The sequence below is a fragment of the Paenibacillus barengoltzii G22 genome, assembly GCF_000403375.2.
GTDB lineage: Bacteria > Bacillota > Bacilli > Paenibacillales > Paenibacillaceae > Fontibacillus > Fontibacillus barengoltzii.
Genome location: NZ_KE159655.1, coordinates 472548 through 485200, shown reverse-complemented (window position 1 = coordinate 485200; position 12653 = coordinate 472548). Strand labels below are relative to the sequence as shown.

The window sequence follows — 12653 nt, the reverse complement described above, 5'->3', positions numbered from 1 at the left end:
TGACCGACCTCATTGTATTTTAAATTTTTTGGATTGTCAACTCCATTTTTTCGACCTTGGTAGCCCTCCAATTCTGAAAAACGCAAAAAACCCCGTAACCAGCGCTTTCCGCCGGTTACGGGGTGATAAGAAATTACGGATTTCCCTCCTTCTAAAGTGCCCTTATTCTGTTTCTATTTCGGGTGTGTCTAAACCAAATGGGTGCGGATATGCTCCAGCATCGCGTCGAGCACGGCCTCCAGAGCTTTGATATCTTTGCGAACCTGCGTCATGAGCAGGCCGCCTTGCAGCGCCGTCAGCAGCGCTAATGCCAGTTGGTCCGGATCGGCGTCGGCGCGCATTTCTCCGCGATCCCGCATCGCACGAAGCCCTTGGCTAATCGACTGCTCCCACTGCAGGAAGCAGGTAGCCAGCGCAGCGCGGGCTGCGGGTTCCATATCGGCCAGTTCGCTGGCCAATGAACCAATGGGGCAGCCGCCCTGATACTGCCGTTCAACCTGCGATTGGATGACGGCGTCGCGCCAGGTCTGCAGCGCCTCCATGCTGTCCAGATGGCTAAGCAACGGTTCTTGTGAACCTAACACCTGCTCGCTCTGGTACAGGATGACGGCGAGCACCAGGTCTCGCTTCTCCTTGAAGTAGTGATAAAGCTGCGAGGAGCTGACCTTGGCCTCCTTCTGCACATCCTCTACGCTCGTTCCCGCGACTCCGCGTTCGAACATCAGTTTAGCGGCGGCCGCAATGATGCGGCTGCGCGTTTCTCTCCCCTTCTTCGTAAGCTTTGGTTCCGATTGGGTTGTAGTTGTCGTGGTTTTCATAGTCTTAGTATAACAAGAATGGAGTTAACCATCCAGAAATGAATGTCCCCGAAATGGGAGCGGTCATTGTACACCCGCGCGGCCAGGGGCAGGGCTACGACTTCGTGGCCCGCGTCCCGCTGGACGCTTGGGCCAGCTTGCCGGACTGGGAGGCGACGCTCCGGCCGAAGCACCAGGTTGTCTTATTGGCAGCCTGGTGCTTTTTTTGAGTTTTCAGCTAACGGACCGTATGGCCCTTATTATCTGATTTCCCGGCGATTTCCCGTTCTAACGGACCGGAATGCCTTTATAAGCGGGTACGGGCAAGAATTCGACCGAACCCCCTAAATAAGGGCTGTGGAGTCCGTTAGGTGCTAGGAACCAAACTATTCCGCTCCAATAACGGCTCTCCAGTCCCTTAGCTCATTCGCACTCCTTAGCTCCGCTAGTCACCGGAGTCCCCTTCATCCCCTCACCTGCCCTAGTTTCTGGCTTTCTCCGTTTTATTTGACCCTAAGCTGTACCCTAGACTATTGCACATTAAAAAAACATATGTTACTATTAACATAGGTTAAGATAAACAGAGGTGGTTCATATGTCGATCAATTACGCGATTTTAGGGATGCTGAGCGCCCGGTCGCTAACCGGTTACGATTTGAAGAAGATCATTCAGGATTCGCCTTTTATGCCTTGGTCGGGCAATAACAATCAGATCTACAAGGCGTTAGTCGAGCTGCTGGAGGAGGGCTGGGTGACGAATGAGGTCCAGCATCAAGACAGTGCTCCATCGAAGAAGATCTATACGATTACCGAAGCCGGGCGGGAAGCGTTGAAAGCTTGGGTACTGTCACCGCCGGAGCTGCCGGAGTTCAAAAACACCTTCCTCGTGCGCCTCGCCTGGGCGGATGCGTTGGGGGAAGACGAACTGGACGCCCTCCTTACGGGGTATGAGCACGAATTATATTTACAGCTTGCCGCAGAGGAGGAGAAGCTCCGCCGGGGGGAGTTTTCGCCGCGCCGTACCTCTCGGGAAGCCTATCTCTGGGATCAAATCCATGGCCGAGTTCTGGAGCAATACCGGAGTGAGCTGGACTGGATCCGCCAACTTCGCGAGGACTTGGGGATTCATTCGAAGGATCAGAAAGGGGAGAAACCTATGAAATATCATGTAGTGGAGAACAATAACCAAACGATCGTCGTTGTCACGTCCGCCGAACCGCCAATCGCCACTGGTCAGGACGCGATTCAACTGATCGAAGCGTGCATTGAGCACAACGCTGGACGGCTTATTGTTTATGCTGAGGCGCTGTCTGCGGATTTTTTCAACTTGAGAACGGGATTGGCCGGAGAAATTCTGCAGAAATTCGTGAACTTCTCGCTTCGTACGGCCCTTGTGGTTACGGATGGGAGCCTGATTAAAGGTCGGATGAAGGAACTGCTTGCGGAATCCAAGCGAGGGAATACACTTCGGGTGTTTGCCAGCCAAGCTGAGGCGGAGAAGTGGTTAGCGGAAAGTTAAGGAGGGCAGGATTTCAACGCCGACGGGCTTCGCTGGTGATGCATGTCCCGGGGATGGTATAATTTTCTTATGGACAATGCGCTTGGGAGGCCAATCAATGAGAGAAGAGCTATTGGAACAGTTGCAGACGTGGCATGAAGAGGATGAATATGAAAAGATCGTTGAAGCAGTCACAGACATACCGGAGGAAGAAAGAGATTATGAGCTGATCAGCCATCTGGGGCGTGCGCTGAACAATCTGGAGCGGTATGATGAGGCGATTGAGCAATTCCTGAAGATTGCCGATGAAGGGAAGGATGACCCGCTGTGGCATTATCGAATCGGCTTGGCGTATTACTATTTGGAGCGGTATGACGAAGCGCGGACTGCGTTTGAGACGGCAGATCGGTTGGAGCCGGGAGACGAGGATACGTTGGAGTTCCTGAGCTGGATCGAGGAAAAGACCGCTGCAGGCGATGCAGGGGACGAGGAAGCTGCACCAGCGTCGTCTGCGTCTGAGGCGGCGGAAGCTGCGGGTTCGGAAGGTGAGAAGATCGCAGCGGAACCGGTTGTTTTTGAAGGGGATTTTGATGCGGAAGGCTTCTGGGACGATGACAATCCTGCGGCAGAGAAGTACGTCTCGGCGCCGCCTACAGATGCGCTGGTCGAGTCAGTGGAGGAGTCGCTGGTGTTCCGGTTGCCGGCTTTTTACGTGAACCTGATGAAAGTGCATAATGGCGGTATCCCCCGTAACCGTTACTTCCGGAGCCAAACGGGCGAGACCATCGAGATTCTGGGAATCATGGGCATCGGACGGGAAAAACCGCACTCTCTGTGCGGAGCGGCCGGCAGCCGCGCTACGATCGAGCGGGAAGGGTATCCTGAGTTCGGTGTCGTCCTGTGCGATACGCCGTCTGACACCGGGGTCGTGATGCTCGATTATCGGGAATCCACCAACGTCGGCGAGCCGGAAGTGGTGTACGTGGAGAAGGCCAGCAAGAAGGTCATCCCTCTTGCGCCGAACTTCGAGGCGTTCGTACGGGGATTGACGGGGGGAACGACGCAAGAATAAGTAAGTCACACATGTATGTAATCCTGACAACGAGGTTGTCGGGATTATTTTTTTTGGCTGGGGCACGGGACTGAGCTAACGGACACCTGAGACGTTAATTGCGCTTGCAGGGACGTTAGGCCATTCTAACGGACTCACGGGGCGTTATTTGCCAAAGATCAACCCAAATGATGCTTCTAAGAGCCTAATAAGGCACCTGAAGTCCGTTACAACGGGAAATTCTCGGGAAATGGATAAATAGCGTCATTAAGGTCCGTTAGCTCGGGAGGGGGGATCGGTGATTTGCGGTTATTTTTAGAAGTTCTGTTCAATCTAACAACAGGTAAGAAAAAACAACCCAAACGGAGTGAACAGACATGACAGTGGCAAATCACCAGACGGCGCACCAAGAAGCTGTGGAGACGGTGCGGAAATTGATCAAAGGCATCGAGATCGCAATGCTGACCACGGTGACGAAGGAAGGGTTGGTGTCGCGTCCGATGAAAACCCAGGAGGTTGAATTTGACGGGGACCTGTGGTTTCTCACGAAGGAAGAGACGGACAAATACAGCCAGCTGAAGGATCACCCTCACGTGAACGTGTCCTACGTTGGGGACTCCTACGTTTCGGTACGCGGGACAGCGGAGGTGGTCAATGACCGGGAGAAGATTAAGCAGTTTTGGAACGCTGCGTATGCCAAGTTCCTGCATACGACCAGCGATGATCCGAATCTGGTCCTGATCAAAGTGAAGGCTGAAGCGGCGGAATATTGGGAGACCGGCAATCTTGTCAAAGTGATCAAGCGCATGTTCTCCCAGCTTACGGGAAAAGAAACCGAAGCGGAGCTGAACAAGACGGTGAAATTTTAGGTGTGAACCGATCAATAAAAGCCGCCTCGCGGCGGGTCGATAACGACCTGCAGGAGGCGGCTTTGGCATTTGGGTTTATCCCGTTGTTCTTATTTCTTCACCGGAATCAAAATCTTCTGTCCGATCCGGATCAAGTGCGGGTTCTTCAGTTCGTTGTACTTGGCCAGAGCTTGCCATGTTGTGCCATGCTCCAGGGCAATGTGGTACAACGTGTCGCCCTTCTTCACGATGTGGACAATGTCCTTCTCTGCTGAAGGCGCAGGGGCTGGCTCAGGCTTCGGCGTAGGAGCCGGTGCCGGGGCAGGAGCCGGTTCTGGTGTTGGTTCCGGCGTTGGCGTTGGTTCCGGAGCCGGGTTCACCGACTCAGCGGCCGAGCTCAGTTTGAACTTGGCGTAGCCGCCTTCGGAATCAGCGACAAACTCCAGGTTATCGGCCTTCGCAGCAGCTTCCTTGGCAGCAGGCGAAGTCTCGAACGTCACGTTGGCGTTACCGAACGGAGCAAGCGACCAGTTGCCGTCTGCCGTTGGGTTGATCGTGCCGTTTTCACGGATGTAGTCGATGATGACTTGGCGGTTCTCATCCGGCGAAGCCAGGATGATGCGCTTGCCGTCCGGGTTCGCAAACTTGCTGGACGACGCGCGATAGTTGTTGCTGGCAACAACGAATTTTTGCTCTGGATCGATTGGCTTGCCGTTATAGGACAGGTTCACGATCCGGCTGGCTTTCTCATTAACCAGGGTGCCCTTGGCATCGTATTTCGCCGGTTGCGTTACATCGATTTGATACGTTACCCCGTCGATCACGTCAAAGTTGTACGTAGGGAAATCGTAGTTCACCAATTCTTGCTCTTCCGATTTGTTCGGATCGATTTGGTTAAACTGTCCGGCGGACCATTCGAGCCATTCTTTAATCTCAGCGCCGGTGACCAGCACCGCGTTCACCGTGTTCGAGTACAGGTACAAGTCAGCTACGTTCTTGATTGCGATATCCCCAGCAGGAATATCCGTGTAGTAGTTCGCGCCTTGGCGTCCGCCGGCCTTGAATGGAGCGCCAGCCGACAGTACAGGCAAGCCTTCGTATTCCGTGCCTTGCAGATGCTTCTCGACGTACCATTTTTGCGCGTTGGTCACGATTTGGATCGAGGGATCGTCCTGGATCAGGGCGAAGAAGCTGTTAATTGGAGCCGTTGTCTTGCCTACCGGGCCGCGGATGTACTCCAGGGTTGCCTCATGGTCCTCTTTGATGGCGTCCCAGATCGTTTGGTCCGCATCGACCAGCGCTTTCTTATTCTCCGTATCGTAAATCGGCTTCACATCGACTTTGGAGTCTTTTACTGTCCATGACTCACCGGATTTCTCCAGTGTCAGGTCGATGATCCCCAAATTGTTGCCCCAATAACCCGGCTCTACGGCAGGAACACCGTTGATCGTCCCCTTGGCCAGGTCGACGCCGGTTTTGCCTTCGAAGGATGCGTCCGGGAACACTTTATGCGCGTGGCCGAACAGGATCGCATCGATGCCTTCCACCTTGCTCAGGTAGAGGACGGAGTTCTCCATCAGCGGGGTTTGTGGAATGTCCTCGAAGCCGGAGTGCGGTACCGCGATGATGAGGTCAGCGCCTGCTTTTTTCATCTCAGGTACGAATTTCTTCGCAGTTTCTACGATATCCTTTGCGATGACTTTCCCTTCCAGATTCGCCTTGTCCCAAGACAGAATTTGCGGCGGCACGAAGCCGATCACGCCCACCTTCAGCGTGTGCTTCGCTCCGGTGCTGTCAGTCACCTCTTTGTCGAGGATGATGTATGGAGTGAAGGCGTTTTTGTCGTTCGAAGGGTCTTGATCTTGATCATCCAAGTAAATGTTGGCGTTGACGTAAGGGAAGTCCGATCCGGCCACCGCCGTCTTCAAGAAATCCAGACCGTAGTTGAACTCATGGTTGCCGAAGTTGCCGACGTCATAACCAAGCAAGTTCATCGCTTTGTAGACCGGATGGGTCTCGCCTTCTTGCAGCTTATCCACTGTCGCGACATAATCGCCCAGCGGATTCCCTTGAATCAAGTCACCGTTGTCGATCAGCAAGCTGTTCTTCGCTTCCGCACGCGCTTGCTTGATCAGCGTGGCGGTCTTGGCCAAGCCGTACTCGTCGGTAGGCTTGTCTGTAAAATAGTCATAGTTCACGATGTTCACATGCAAGTCGGTCGTCTCCATAATGCGGAGCTCGACGGTTGCTGCACTGCTCGTGTCTGCTGCGGACGCCGTGAACGGCAGGGCTGCCAGGCTGGCCGCAAGCAAGGATGCAAGGATCAATTTAGGACTGCGGGATTTGAACAAGTTCACTCCTCCTTCGAATTTGGGTACTTCCTGACATGTCGGGTGAAATCATGTGCCGACAACATCGTTTAAATTTTACTTAAATATTTTAATGGATCTGGAAGGGCTTGTCATGAGAATTTTCGACCAGTCCCTCGAGCTTGGAATTTACAAATTGTGTATATTCTGGGTGTCTGATATGATATAGCCGAGGAGGGATGTTTATGGGAGGGCCTTCGAACAAATCGGAGCTGGAAATGGAAGAGCGGCTGAATGAGCTGGAGAAACGTCTTTATTCTCAAGATAAACGATGGAAGGTCATCAGAAATATTCTCCTGGTTATTGGCTCCGTTTGGTTAGCGTTGATCCTCGTCGGTGTCATTCAATTTATGTCGTCGGGATCTTGAAATTTACATAACATATTAAAAAAGGCGACCTCAGGTCGCCTTAAATTTCTTCTACGGACGGTTGCTCCATTTCTTGTGTACCTTTGATTCCTTTCGCCTTCGCTTCGCCTCGGCGATTGGGCATGAAGATCGTCACCGCCAGGATCACGATGCTCAGGATTCCCATGCAAAGATAAGCGTCATTCGTTCCGAGAATGGTTGACATCTCTTTCAACTGGGCTGTAGACAAGCTTTGACCGGATTGCATCAGCTCGGCGGCATGGTTCTTGGTGCGCGTCGTATAAATGGTGACCACCAAGGCCGTCCCAATCGCACCGGCGACCTGGCGGACCGTATTCGTTACCGCCGAACCGTGGGCATTTAACTGCTTCGGCAGAGCGTTGAGTCCCGCGGTATTTAGCGGCATCGTTAAGAAGCTCAAGCCGATGCGCAGCACAATCGTACGGAATACCAGGTACGTATACGACGTGGTTTCCGTTAAATGCGTAACGCCCCAAATCGCCGGAATCGTAAACAACAGCCCGATAATCACAATGGGCTTGATCCCGAATTTATCCAGTAAACGTCCGGAAATCGGCGACAATAACGCATTAATTAAAGCCCCAGGCAGCAGCAGCAGGCCGGTGTCCAACACCGAGAAGCCCCGGCTGTTCTGCAAGTAAAGCGGCAGCAGGATCATATCCGCATACATGACCATCATAATCATAATGCTGATGATTGTGGTGACGGAGAACATCTTTTCCTTAAAGACTCGCAAATCCATCAGTGGAACGGGCGAAGTAAGCTGACGCCAGCAGAACATCAACAGGAAAATACCGCCGATAATCAGGCACGTCAACACTTCGGCACTTCCCCAGCCTTTATTCCCTGCATTGCTGAAGCCAAAGAGAAGACCGCCGAACCCCAGCGTTGAGTAGACGATGCTGATCAGGTCCAGCTTCGGCTTCGAGGTTTCCGACACATTCACCATGTATTTCAATGCTAATGGAATGACGATCGCAACCAGCGGCAGCATTCCGATAAAAATCCACCGCCAGGAGAAATGCTCAATCACCAAACCAGCCAGCGTCGGGCCAATCGCCGGGGCAACGATCATCGCCAGACCGATGAGCCCCATCGCTGCGCCGCGCCCTTCCTTCGGGAAGACCACCATCACGACCATCATTAACAGCGGCATGATAATGCCCGCCCCTGCGGCTTGAATCAACCGCCCTGTTAATAGAAGCGGAAAGCTGGGGGCGACAGCGTTAATGAATGTTCCAGCGAGCAGCAGGAGCATGGAGCTGATAAACAGCTGCCGGGTCGTGAATCGCTGCATCAGAAAAGCCGTAATCGGCACGAGGATCCCATTCACCAACATGAATCCGGTAATCAGCCATTGCACGGTCGTAGCCGAAATGGCGAATTCCTTCATTAAATCGGGCAAGGCGACATTTAAGATCGTTTGGTTTAAGATCGATAAGAACGAGCCCAAGAGCAGGACGGGCATCAGGATTTTTTTATTCACATGGGGTGCTGCGGTGTTCACGGTGTTGCTCCTTTCGTAATGACCATTTCATTGACGGGTCGTCAAGTAATTGATAATCTGTCGATAAAAAATACTACCACGCAACGCTGCAAATGACCATTTACACATTCCGCCGAAGTGTAGATTAATCAACAGTTTGTCAGGTCTGTGTTGAATAATTTGCGGATGATCGTCAAAGGAGAAGCGCAATGTTGAGCAATAAGGAGGGCAAGGTGGACCCCCGCGTCATTCGGACGAAGCGAATGTTCCGGGAGGCGTTAATCGCATTGCTGCACGAGAATACCGATCTGCGCAAAGTCACTGTGCAGGGCTTGGCTGATCGGGCCGGGTTAAATCGCGCTACGTTTTATCTGCATTATCGCGATGTGGAGGATTTACTGGAGCAGCTGACGAAGGAAGTGTTAGACGAGTTGGCTCGGAGAATTCACCCGCTCACTGAGAGTGGTCTGACCAAGGACAACAATCCGCTCGTCTCCTTCCTGGAGGAGATTTACGAGAATGCGGCTTTATTTCAAGTGCTGCTTGAAAATAAAGAGTTCCGCCATCAACTGTTCGAGATCATGATGAACATCGTATCGACGCGGCGGGCGCGCCGGAAGCCGGCAGATCCGTCCAAGCAAGTCCCCATCGAGGTCATTGCCGCATCGACGTTGGGAATCGTCACCTGGTGGATTGAGGAAGGTACCCCTTATAGTCCGAGCTATCTGGCCAACCAAATCAATCAATTATATCGAAGAAGCAGTCCATCGAAGGCCTAAGGATCGTGTTGAGCGTACGCTGTCGTTAACCTATGGGATATGGGAAAAAGGAGGAGAGGCAAGTGTCGGCAGGGATTTTGGCGCATTTATTGGGGAAGCAGCCTTATCGGGAGCTGGCCGCGAAGGTGGCCGCCTATGAATTTCCTTATGTGCAGTTGGCGTTGTCCAAAGCCATTTCGGATGTGGATTGCTCGCTGGGCAAGTTAAGCCCGGGCTTGGCCATGGAGATCGGCGGCGCGTTTGCGGATCACCGCGTACGGATCGCCGTGTTAGGATGCTATGCCAGCCTGATTGACCTGGATGAGGAGAGCTACCGGCACAACGTGGACCGATTCAAGGAGCATCTGCGCCATGCGCGGCATTTCGGTGCGCCGATTGTGGCAACCGAGGTCGGCAAACCGGCGGACCCAGAACGACTGCCGGCGTATTGGGAGCGCCTCAACCGCGCGCTGGAGGAGCTGGTGGATGAAGCCGAACGCTGGGGTGTGACCATCGGCCTTGAGGCGGCCCAAGGGCACTTGATCGATTCGCCGGAGACGATGGCGCAGACGCTGGAACGCTTCCCCTCTTCTTGTGTGGGTGTTGTTCTCGACCCGTGCAATTTGATGAATACCGCTAATTTTGACCGCCAAGATCAGGTGATCCAGACGGCCTTCGATCTGTTGGGTCCGCGTATCGTCAGCGCCCATGCCAAGGATCTGCAACGCGGCGCGAACGGCGAACTGCTGGAAACCGCTGCAGGTTTAGGGGAGTTGAACTACCCGCTGTTTTGGAGGCTGCTGGAGCAGTATAAGCCCCGTAGCTTCGTGACACTGGAGGCGGTGACGGAGGAGCAATGCGCTGAGGCAGCGAGGTTTGTACGAGAGGGGAGAAGCCAAGGATGAGGCATACGAAAGAGAGTTTAACCCGCCAACTGGAGGCTCTGGGGTTGGACGGTACAGGCACCGTGCTGGTCCATTCCTCCATGAAAAGCATTGGTGAAGTCGAGGGCGGCGCAGATACCGTTTTGGATGCGCTTACAGAGTATATGGCGCAGGGGTTGTTAGTGTTTCCTACGCATACCTGGTCATATATCAATAAAGATCACCCGCGGTTCGAGGTGGAGCTTTCCCCGGTGTGCGTTGGCATTCTGCCGGAGCTGTTCCGGAAGAGACCCGGCGTTATCCGATCGTGGCATCCAACCCATTCGGTCGCCGCGTTAGGTCGGGATGCTCAGGCGTTTACGGCGGAGGATCATCGGTTTGATACGCCTTGTGCCCGAGGGTCCTCATGGGGGAAGCTGCTCGACCGTAAAGCAACGATCCTGCTCGTTGGGGTCGATTTGAGACGGAACACCTTCATTCATGGGGTGGAGGAGTGGGTGGATATTCCGGGGAGACTTACGGACGATCACGATATGTTGTACACGATCACGCCGGACGGTACGGAAATTCCGGTCCCTTCCCGCAGACATTGCGGGTTGCCTTGGTCGGAGCATTTTTGGAAGGTGGAAGAAGTGCTGGAGTATCGAGGGGCCTTGCGCAAGGGGAAATTGGGAGATGCCGTGGTACGGGTCTGCGATGCGGCCGGCGTGGCAGAAGTCATTACAGAAATGTTGAAGGAGGAGCCGGATTTGTTCTCCGATAACGAACCGCTTCAAGATCCGGAACGCTGGATGGGGAGCCGATCAGAATGAACCGGAAGGAGGAGAATCAGATGAAGACGATCACCGTACAGAAGTTGGTGGATACGTTTAAGTTGGAAGTGCTTGCCGGGGAGGAACGGATGGATCGTGAGATCACGCGACCTCGGACGCATCGGCCGGGGCTGGAGTTCGTGGGGTATTTTGATTTTTTTCCCATGAATCGGGTGCAGGTGTTGGGCCGTAAAGAAATCAACTACCTGTTGACATTAAGCGTGGAGGAACGCAAGCTGCGGATCGGGAACATCGTGAAATATCACCCTCCGTGCTTTATTGTGACGTCCGGGCAGCAGGAGTTTCCTTATCTGGAGCTGTATTGCGAGGAGGAAGGCATTCCGTTGCTGCGTACGGAAGAGACAGCGACGGAGTTTATCGCCAAGCTGGACAGTTATTTGGTTAAGGCGCTGGCTCCGGAGATCTCGATCCATGGGGTGTGCGTGAACGTCTCGGGGATCGGCATCCTGCTACGCGGCAAGTCCGGCATCGGCAAGAGCGAAACAGCGCATACCCTGATTCGCAGAGGGCACCGTTTGGTCGCAGACGATATTGTCGTGTTAAAAAAATTAAGCCCAACCACGCTGCTCGGAACCCATAACGAAACGACCCGCGAATTCCTGGCTCTACGCAGCATCGGGCTGATCAACGTGGTACGGCAGTATGGACGTCGGGCTTTTCAGGATGAGACACGGATTGTCTTGGATATCGAGCTGGTGCCGTGGCAGGAACATGCCCTCAACAACGAACTGGAGACGGTGCCGCAGTGTACGGAATACTTAGGGGTCCAAATCCCGCACATCGAAATCCAGCTCCAACCCGGCCGGGATGTCGCCGGCCTGATCGAGGCCGCTGCGAACAACTGGTACCTGAAGCAGCTCGGCTACAGCGCTGTGGATGAGTTTATGAAACGGATCGAGGAGGAGATGGGGTCGTAGGGGCTGCTGGCGAGCTCCTATGATCCCAACGAACCCAATGGTGAGTGAGGGAGGTTCAACGCAAAGATGATGTGGAAAGTGAATGGAGTTAGCGTGCTGTATGCTTTTTCCCTATTTGTTCAAGTGGAGCTTCTGATGAATGTGTATCGGCTTGAAAGAGTTACCGGAATCGCCCATATGGATCGTTATGTACCTGTGGCGGTGTTCCTGCTCATTGTTCTGTTCTCCATCCTCGCTTATGTTCTGACGAAGTTCCAGCTAAGCCCGGGGAAACGAAAATACCTGGCAACGATCTTGTGGATTCCTTATTTCCTGCTATTCATCAAAGGGTTTGCCTCCGCCTATCCGATCACCGATCCCCAAGAGGTGCCGCTTCCGGGGATGGGGTTGGTCATGATCGCTGCGTGTGGATTGTATCCGTTTTATATTGCGGGTTTGACGTTTTGTGCGGATCTTAGAGCAAGAGAGGTCTGGTAGTGTTTGGCGAGGTTTAGTATTAAGCAGTAAGAAATGGGTTCAGAGGTTCACAATTTTGGGGGATTTTGTCTCTCTGAAGAGGCCGATCGTATAGGACCTTTTCATCACCAGGCTTTTGGCGCTGTAATTGGGAATATAGTTTAGTTCGGCGGCGATTTTTTCAATCCACTCACGAGTCTCTTTTTTGATCAGCGGGTTTCCGTTCAGCGCTCTTGATACGGTGGTATGCGAGACGCCGGCGACCCGCGCGATATCTTTAATAGTAACCATGGCACCTCGCTAAAAACGAAGATTACAACCTGCTGTTTGTGGATTCGACAAGCCGGGTTGCTTTTTTTTCGCCGGC

General features: G+C 53.3%; 13 protein-coding genes and 1 pseudogene. 10 read left to right on the top strand and 4 right to left on the bottom strand.

The features are described 5' to 3' along the window. Window positions 1-188: 188 nt before the first annotated feature. The gene (locus C812_RS19965; protein ID WP_016314459.1) at window positions 189-818 is read right to left on the bottom strand and encodes a TetR/AcrR family transcriptional regulator; all 630 of its coding nucleotides are present in this window, start codon (window positions 816-818) and stop codon (window positions 189-191) included. A gap of 38 nt (window positions 819-856) precedes the next feature. On the opposite strand from C812_RS19965, the gene C812_RS22435 reads away from it, so the two are divergent. The 4 genes from C812_RS22435 to C812_RS19950 all read left to right on the top strand — a co-directional run bounded on the left by C812_RS22435 (window position 857) and on the right by C812_RS19950 (window position 4215). Next, the gene (locus C812_RS22435; protein ID WP_016314458.1) at window positions 857-1027 is read left to right on the top strand and encodes a hypothetical protein; all 171 of its coding nucleotides are present in this window, start codon (window positions 857-859) and stop codon (window positions 1025-1027) included. A gap of 365 nt (window positions 1028-1392) precedes the next feature. Further along, window positions 1393-2316: a PadR family transcriptional regulator gene (locus C812_RS19960; RefSeq protein ID WP_016314457.1), complete on the top strand. Its 924-nt coding sequence runs from the start codon at window positions 1393-1395 to the stop codon at window positions 2314-2316. Window positions 2317-2413: 97 nt separating this feature from the next. After that, window positions 2414-3367, top strand: a complete 954-nt coding sequence (locus C812_RS19955) for an SMI1/KNR4 family protein (protein ID WP_016314456.1) — start codon at window positions 2414-2416, stop codon at window positions 3365-3367. 356 nt (window positions 3368-3723) lie between these two features. After that, entirely contained in the window at window positions 3724-4215 is a 492-nt protein-coding gene (locus C812_RS19950; RefSeq protein ID WP_016314455.1) for a pyridoxamine 5'-phosphate oxidase family protein, read from the top strand. Window positions 4216-4304: 89 nt separating this feature from the next. Here the strand turns inward: C812_RS19950 and C812_RS19945 are convergent, their stop codons facing one another. Further along, window positions 4305-6545 (bottom strand): bifunctional 2',3'-cyclic-nucleotide 2'-phosphodiesterase/3'-nucleotidase, encoded by a 2241-nt coding sequence (locus tag C812_RS19945; RefSeq protein WP_016314454.1) that lies wholly within the window; start codon window positions 6543-6545, stop codon window positions 4305-4307. A 203-nt stretch (window positions 6546-6748) separates the two neighbouring features. Here C812_RS19945 and C812_RS19940 point away from each other — a divergent pair, with 203 nt between their 5' ends. After that, on the top strand, window positions 6749-6931 hold the full coding sequence (locus tag C812_RS19940; protein WP_016314453.1) for a hypothetical protein: 183 nt from the start codon (window positions 6749-6751) through the stop codon (window positions 6929-6931). A gap of 40 nt (window positions 6932-6971) precedes the next feature. On the opposite strand, the gene C812_RS19935 is transcribed toward C812_RS19940, so the two are convergent. Further along, entirely contained in the window at window positions 6972-8420 is a 1449-nt protein-coding gene (locus C812_RS19935) for an MDR family MFS transporter (RefSeq protein WP_157274761.1), read from the bottom strand. Window positions 8421-8647: 227 nt separating this feature from the next. On the opposite strand from C812_RS19935, the gene C812_RS19930 reads away from it, so the two are divergent. The 5 genes from C812_RS19930 (at window position 8648) to C812_RS19910 (ending at window position 12307) form a co-directional block, all read left to right on the top strand. Beyond that, the gene (locus tag C812_RS19930; RefSeq protein ID WP_016314451.1) at window positions 8648-9217 is read left to right on the top strand and encodes a TetR/AcrR family transcriptional regulator; all 570 of its coding nucleotides are present in this window, start codon (window positions 8648-8650) and stop codon (window positions 9215-9217) included. A 62-nt stretch (window positions 9218-9279) separates the two neighbouring features. After that, entirely contained in the window at window positions 9280-10101 is an 822-nt protein-coding gene (locus C812_RS19925; protein WP_016314450.1) for a sugar phosphate isomerase/epimerase family protein, read from the top strand. Further along, a complete protein-coding gene (locus C812_RS19920) occupies window positions 10098-10892 on the top strand; it encodes an AAC(3) family N-acetyltransferase (RefSeq protein WP_016314449.1) in 795 nt (264 codons plus the stop codon). The genes C812_RS19925 and C812_RS19920 overlap by 4 nt, the downstream gene beginning before the upstream one ends. 20 nt (window positions 10893-10912) lie before the next feature. Next, window positions 10913-11830, top strand: coding sequence for an HPr(Ser) kinase/phosphatase (gene hprK / locus C812_RS19915; RefSeq protein WP_016314448.1), 918 nt, complete (start codon window positions 10913-10915; stop codon window positions 11828-11830). A gap of 66 nt (window positions 11831-11896) precedes the next feature. Continuing rightward, a complete protein-coding gene (locus C812_RS19910) occupies window positions 11897-12307 on the top strand; it encodes a hypothetical protein (RefSeq protein WP_016314447.1) in 411 nt (136 codons plus the stop codon). 75 nt (window positions 12308-12382) lie between these two features. Here the strand turns inward: C812_RS19910 and C812_RS19905 are convergent. Then, window positions 12383-12577 (bottom strand): annotated as a pseudogene (locus tag C812_RS19905) (LacI family DNA-binding transcriptional regulator); the annotation flags it as partial. Window positions 12578-12653: the final 76 nt, after the last annotated feature.

Bases quoted from the DNA above. Each gene is read 5' to 3' on its own strand.
- C812_RS22435 (WP_016314458.1), top strand. From the start codon at position 857: ATGAATGTCCCCGAAATGGGAGCGGTCATTGTACACCCGCGCGGCCAG.
- C812_RS19920 (WP_016314449.1), top strand. From the start codon at position 10,098: ATGAGGCATACGAAAGAGAGTTTAACCCGCCAACTGGAGGCTCTGGGG.
- C812_RS19950 (WP_016314455.1), top strand. From the start codon at position 3,724: ATGACAGTGGCAAATCACCAGACGGCGCACCAAGAAGCTGTGGAGACG.
- C812_RS19910 (WP_016314447.1), top strand. From the start codon at position 11,897: ATGATGTGGAAAGTGAATGGAGTTAGCGTGCTGTATGCTTTTTCCCTA.
- C812_RS19940 (WP_016314453.1), top strand. From the start codon at position 6,749: ATGGGAGGGCCTTCGAACAAATCGGAGCTGGAAATGGAAGAGCGGCTG.
- C812_RS19935 (WP_157274761.1), bottom strand. From the start codon at position 8,420: ATGCCCGTCCTGCTCTTGGGCTCGTTCTTATCGATCTTAAACCAAACG.
- C812_RS19955 (WP_016314456.1), top strand. From the start codon at position 2,414: ATGAGAGAAGAGCTATTGGAACAGTTGCAGACGTGGCATGAAGAGGAT.
- C812_RS19965 (WP_016314459.1), bottom strand. From the start codon at position 818: ATGAAAACCACGACAACTACAACCCAATCGGAACCAAAGCTTACGAAG.
- C812_RS19930 (WP_016314451.1), top strand. From the start codon at position 8,648: ATGTTGAGCAATAAGGAGGGCAAGGTGGACCCCCGCGTCATTCGGACG.
- C812_RS19960 (WP_016314457.1), top strand. From the start codon at position 1,393: ATGTCGATCAATTACGCGATTTTAGGGATGCTGAGCGCCCGGTCGCTA.
- hprK (WP_016314448.1), top strand. From the start codon at position 10,913: ATGAAGACGATCACCGTACAGAAGTTGGTGGATACGTTTAAGTTGGAA.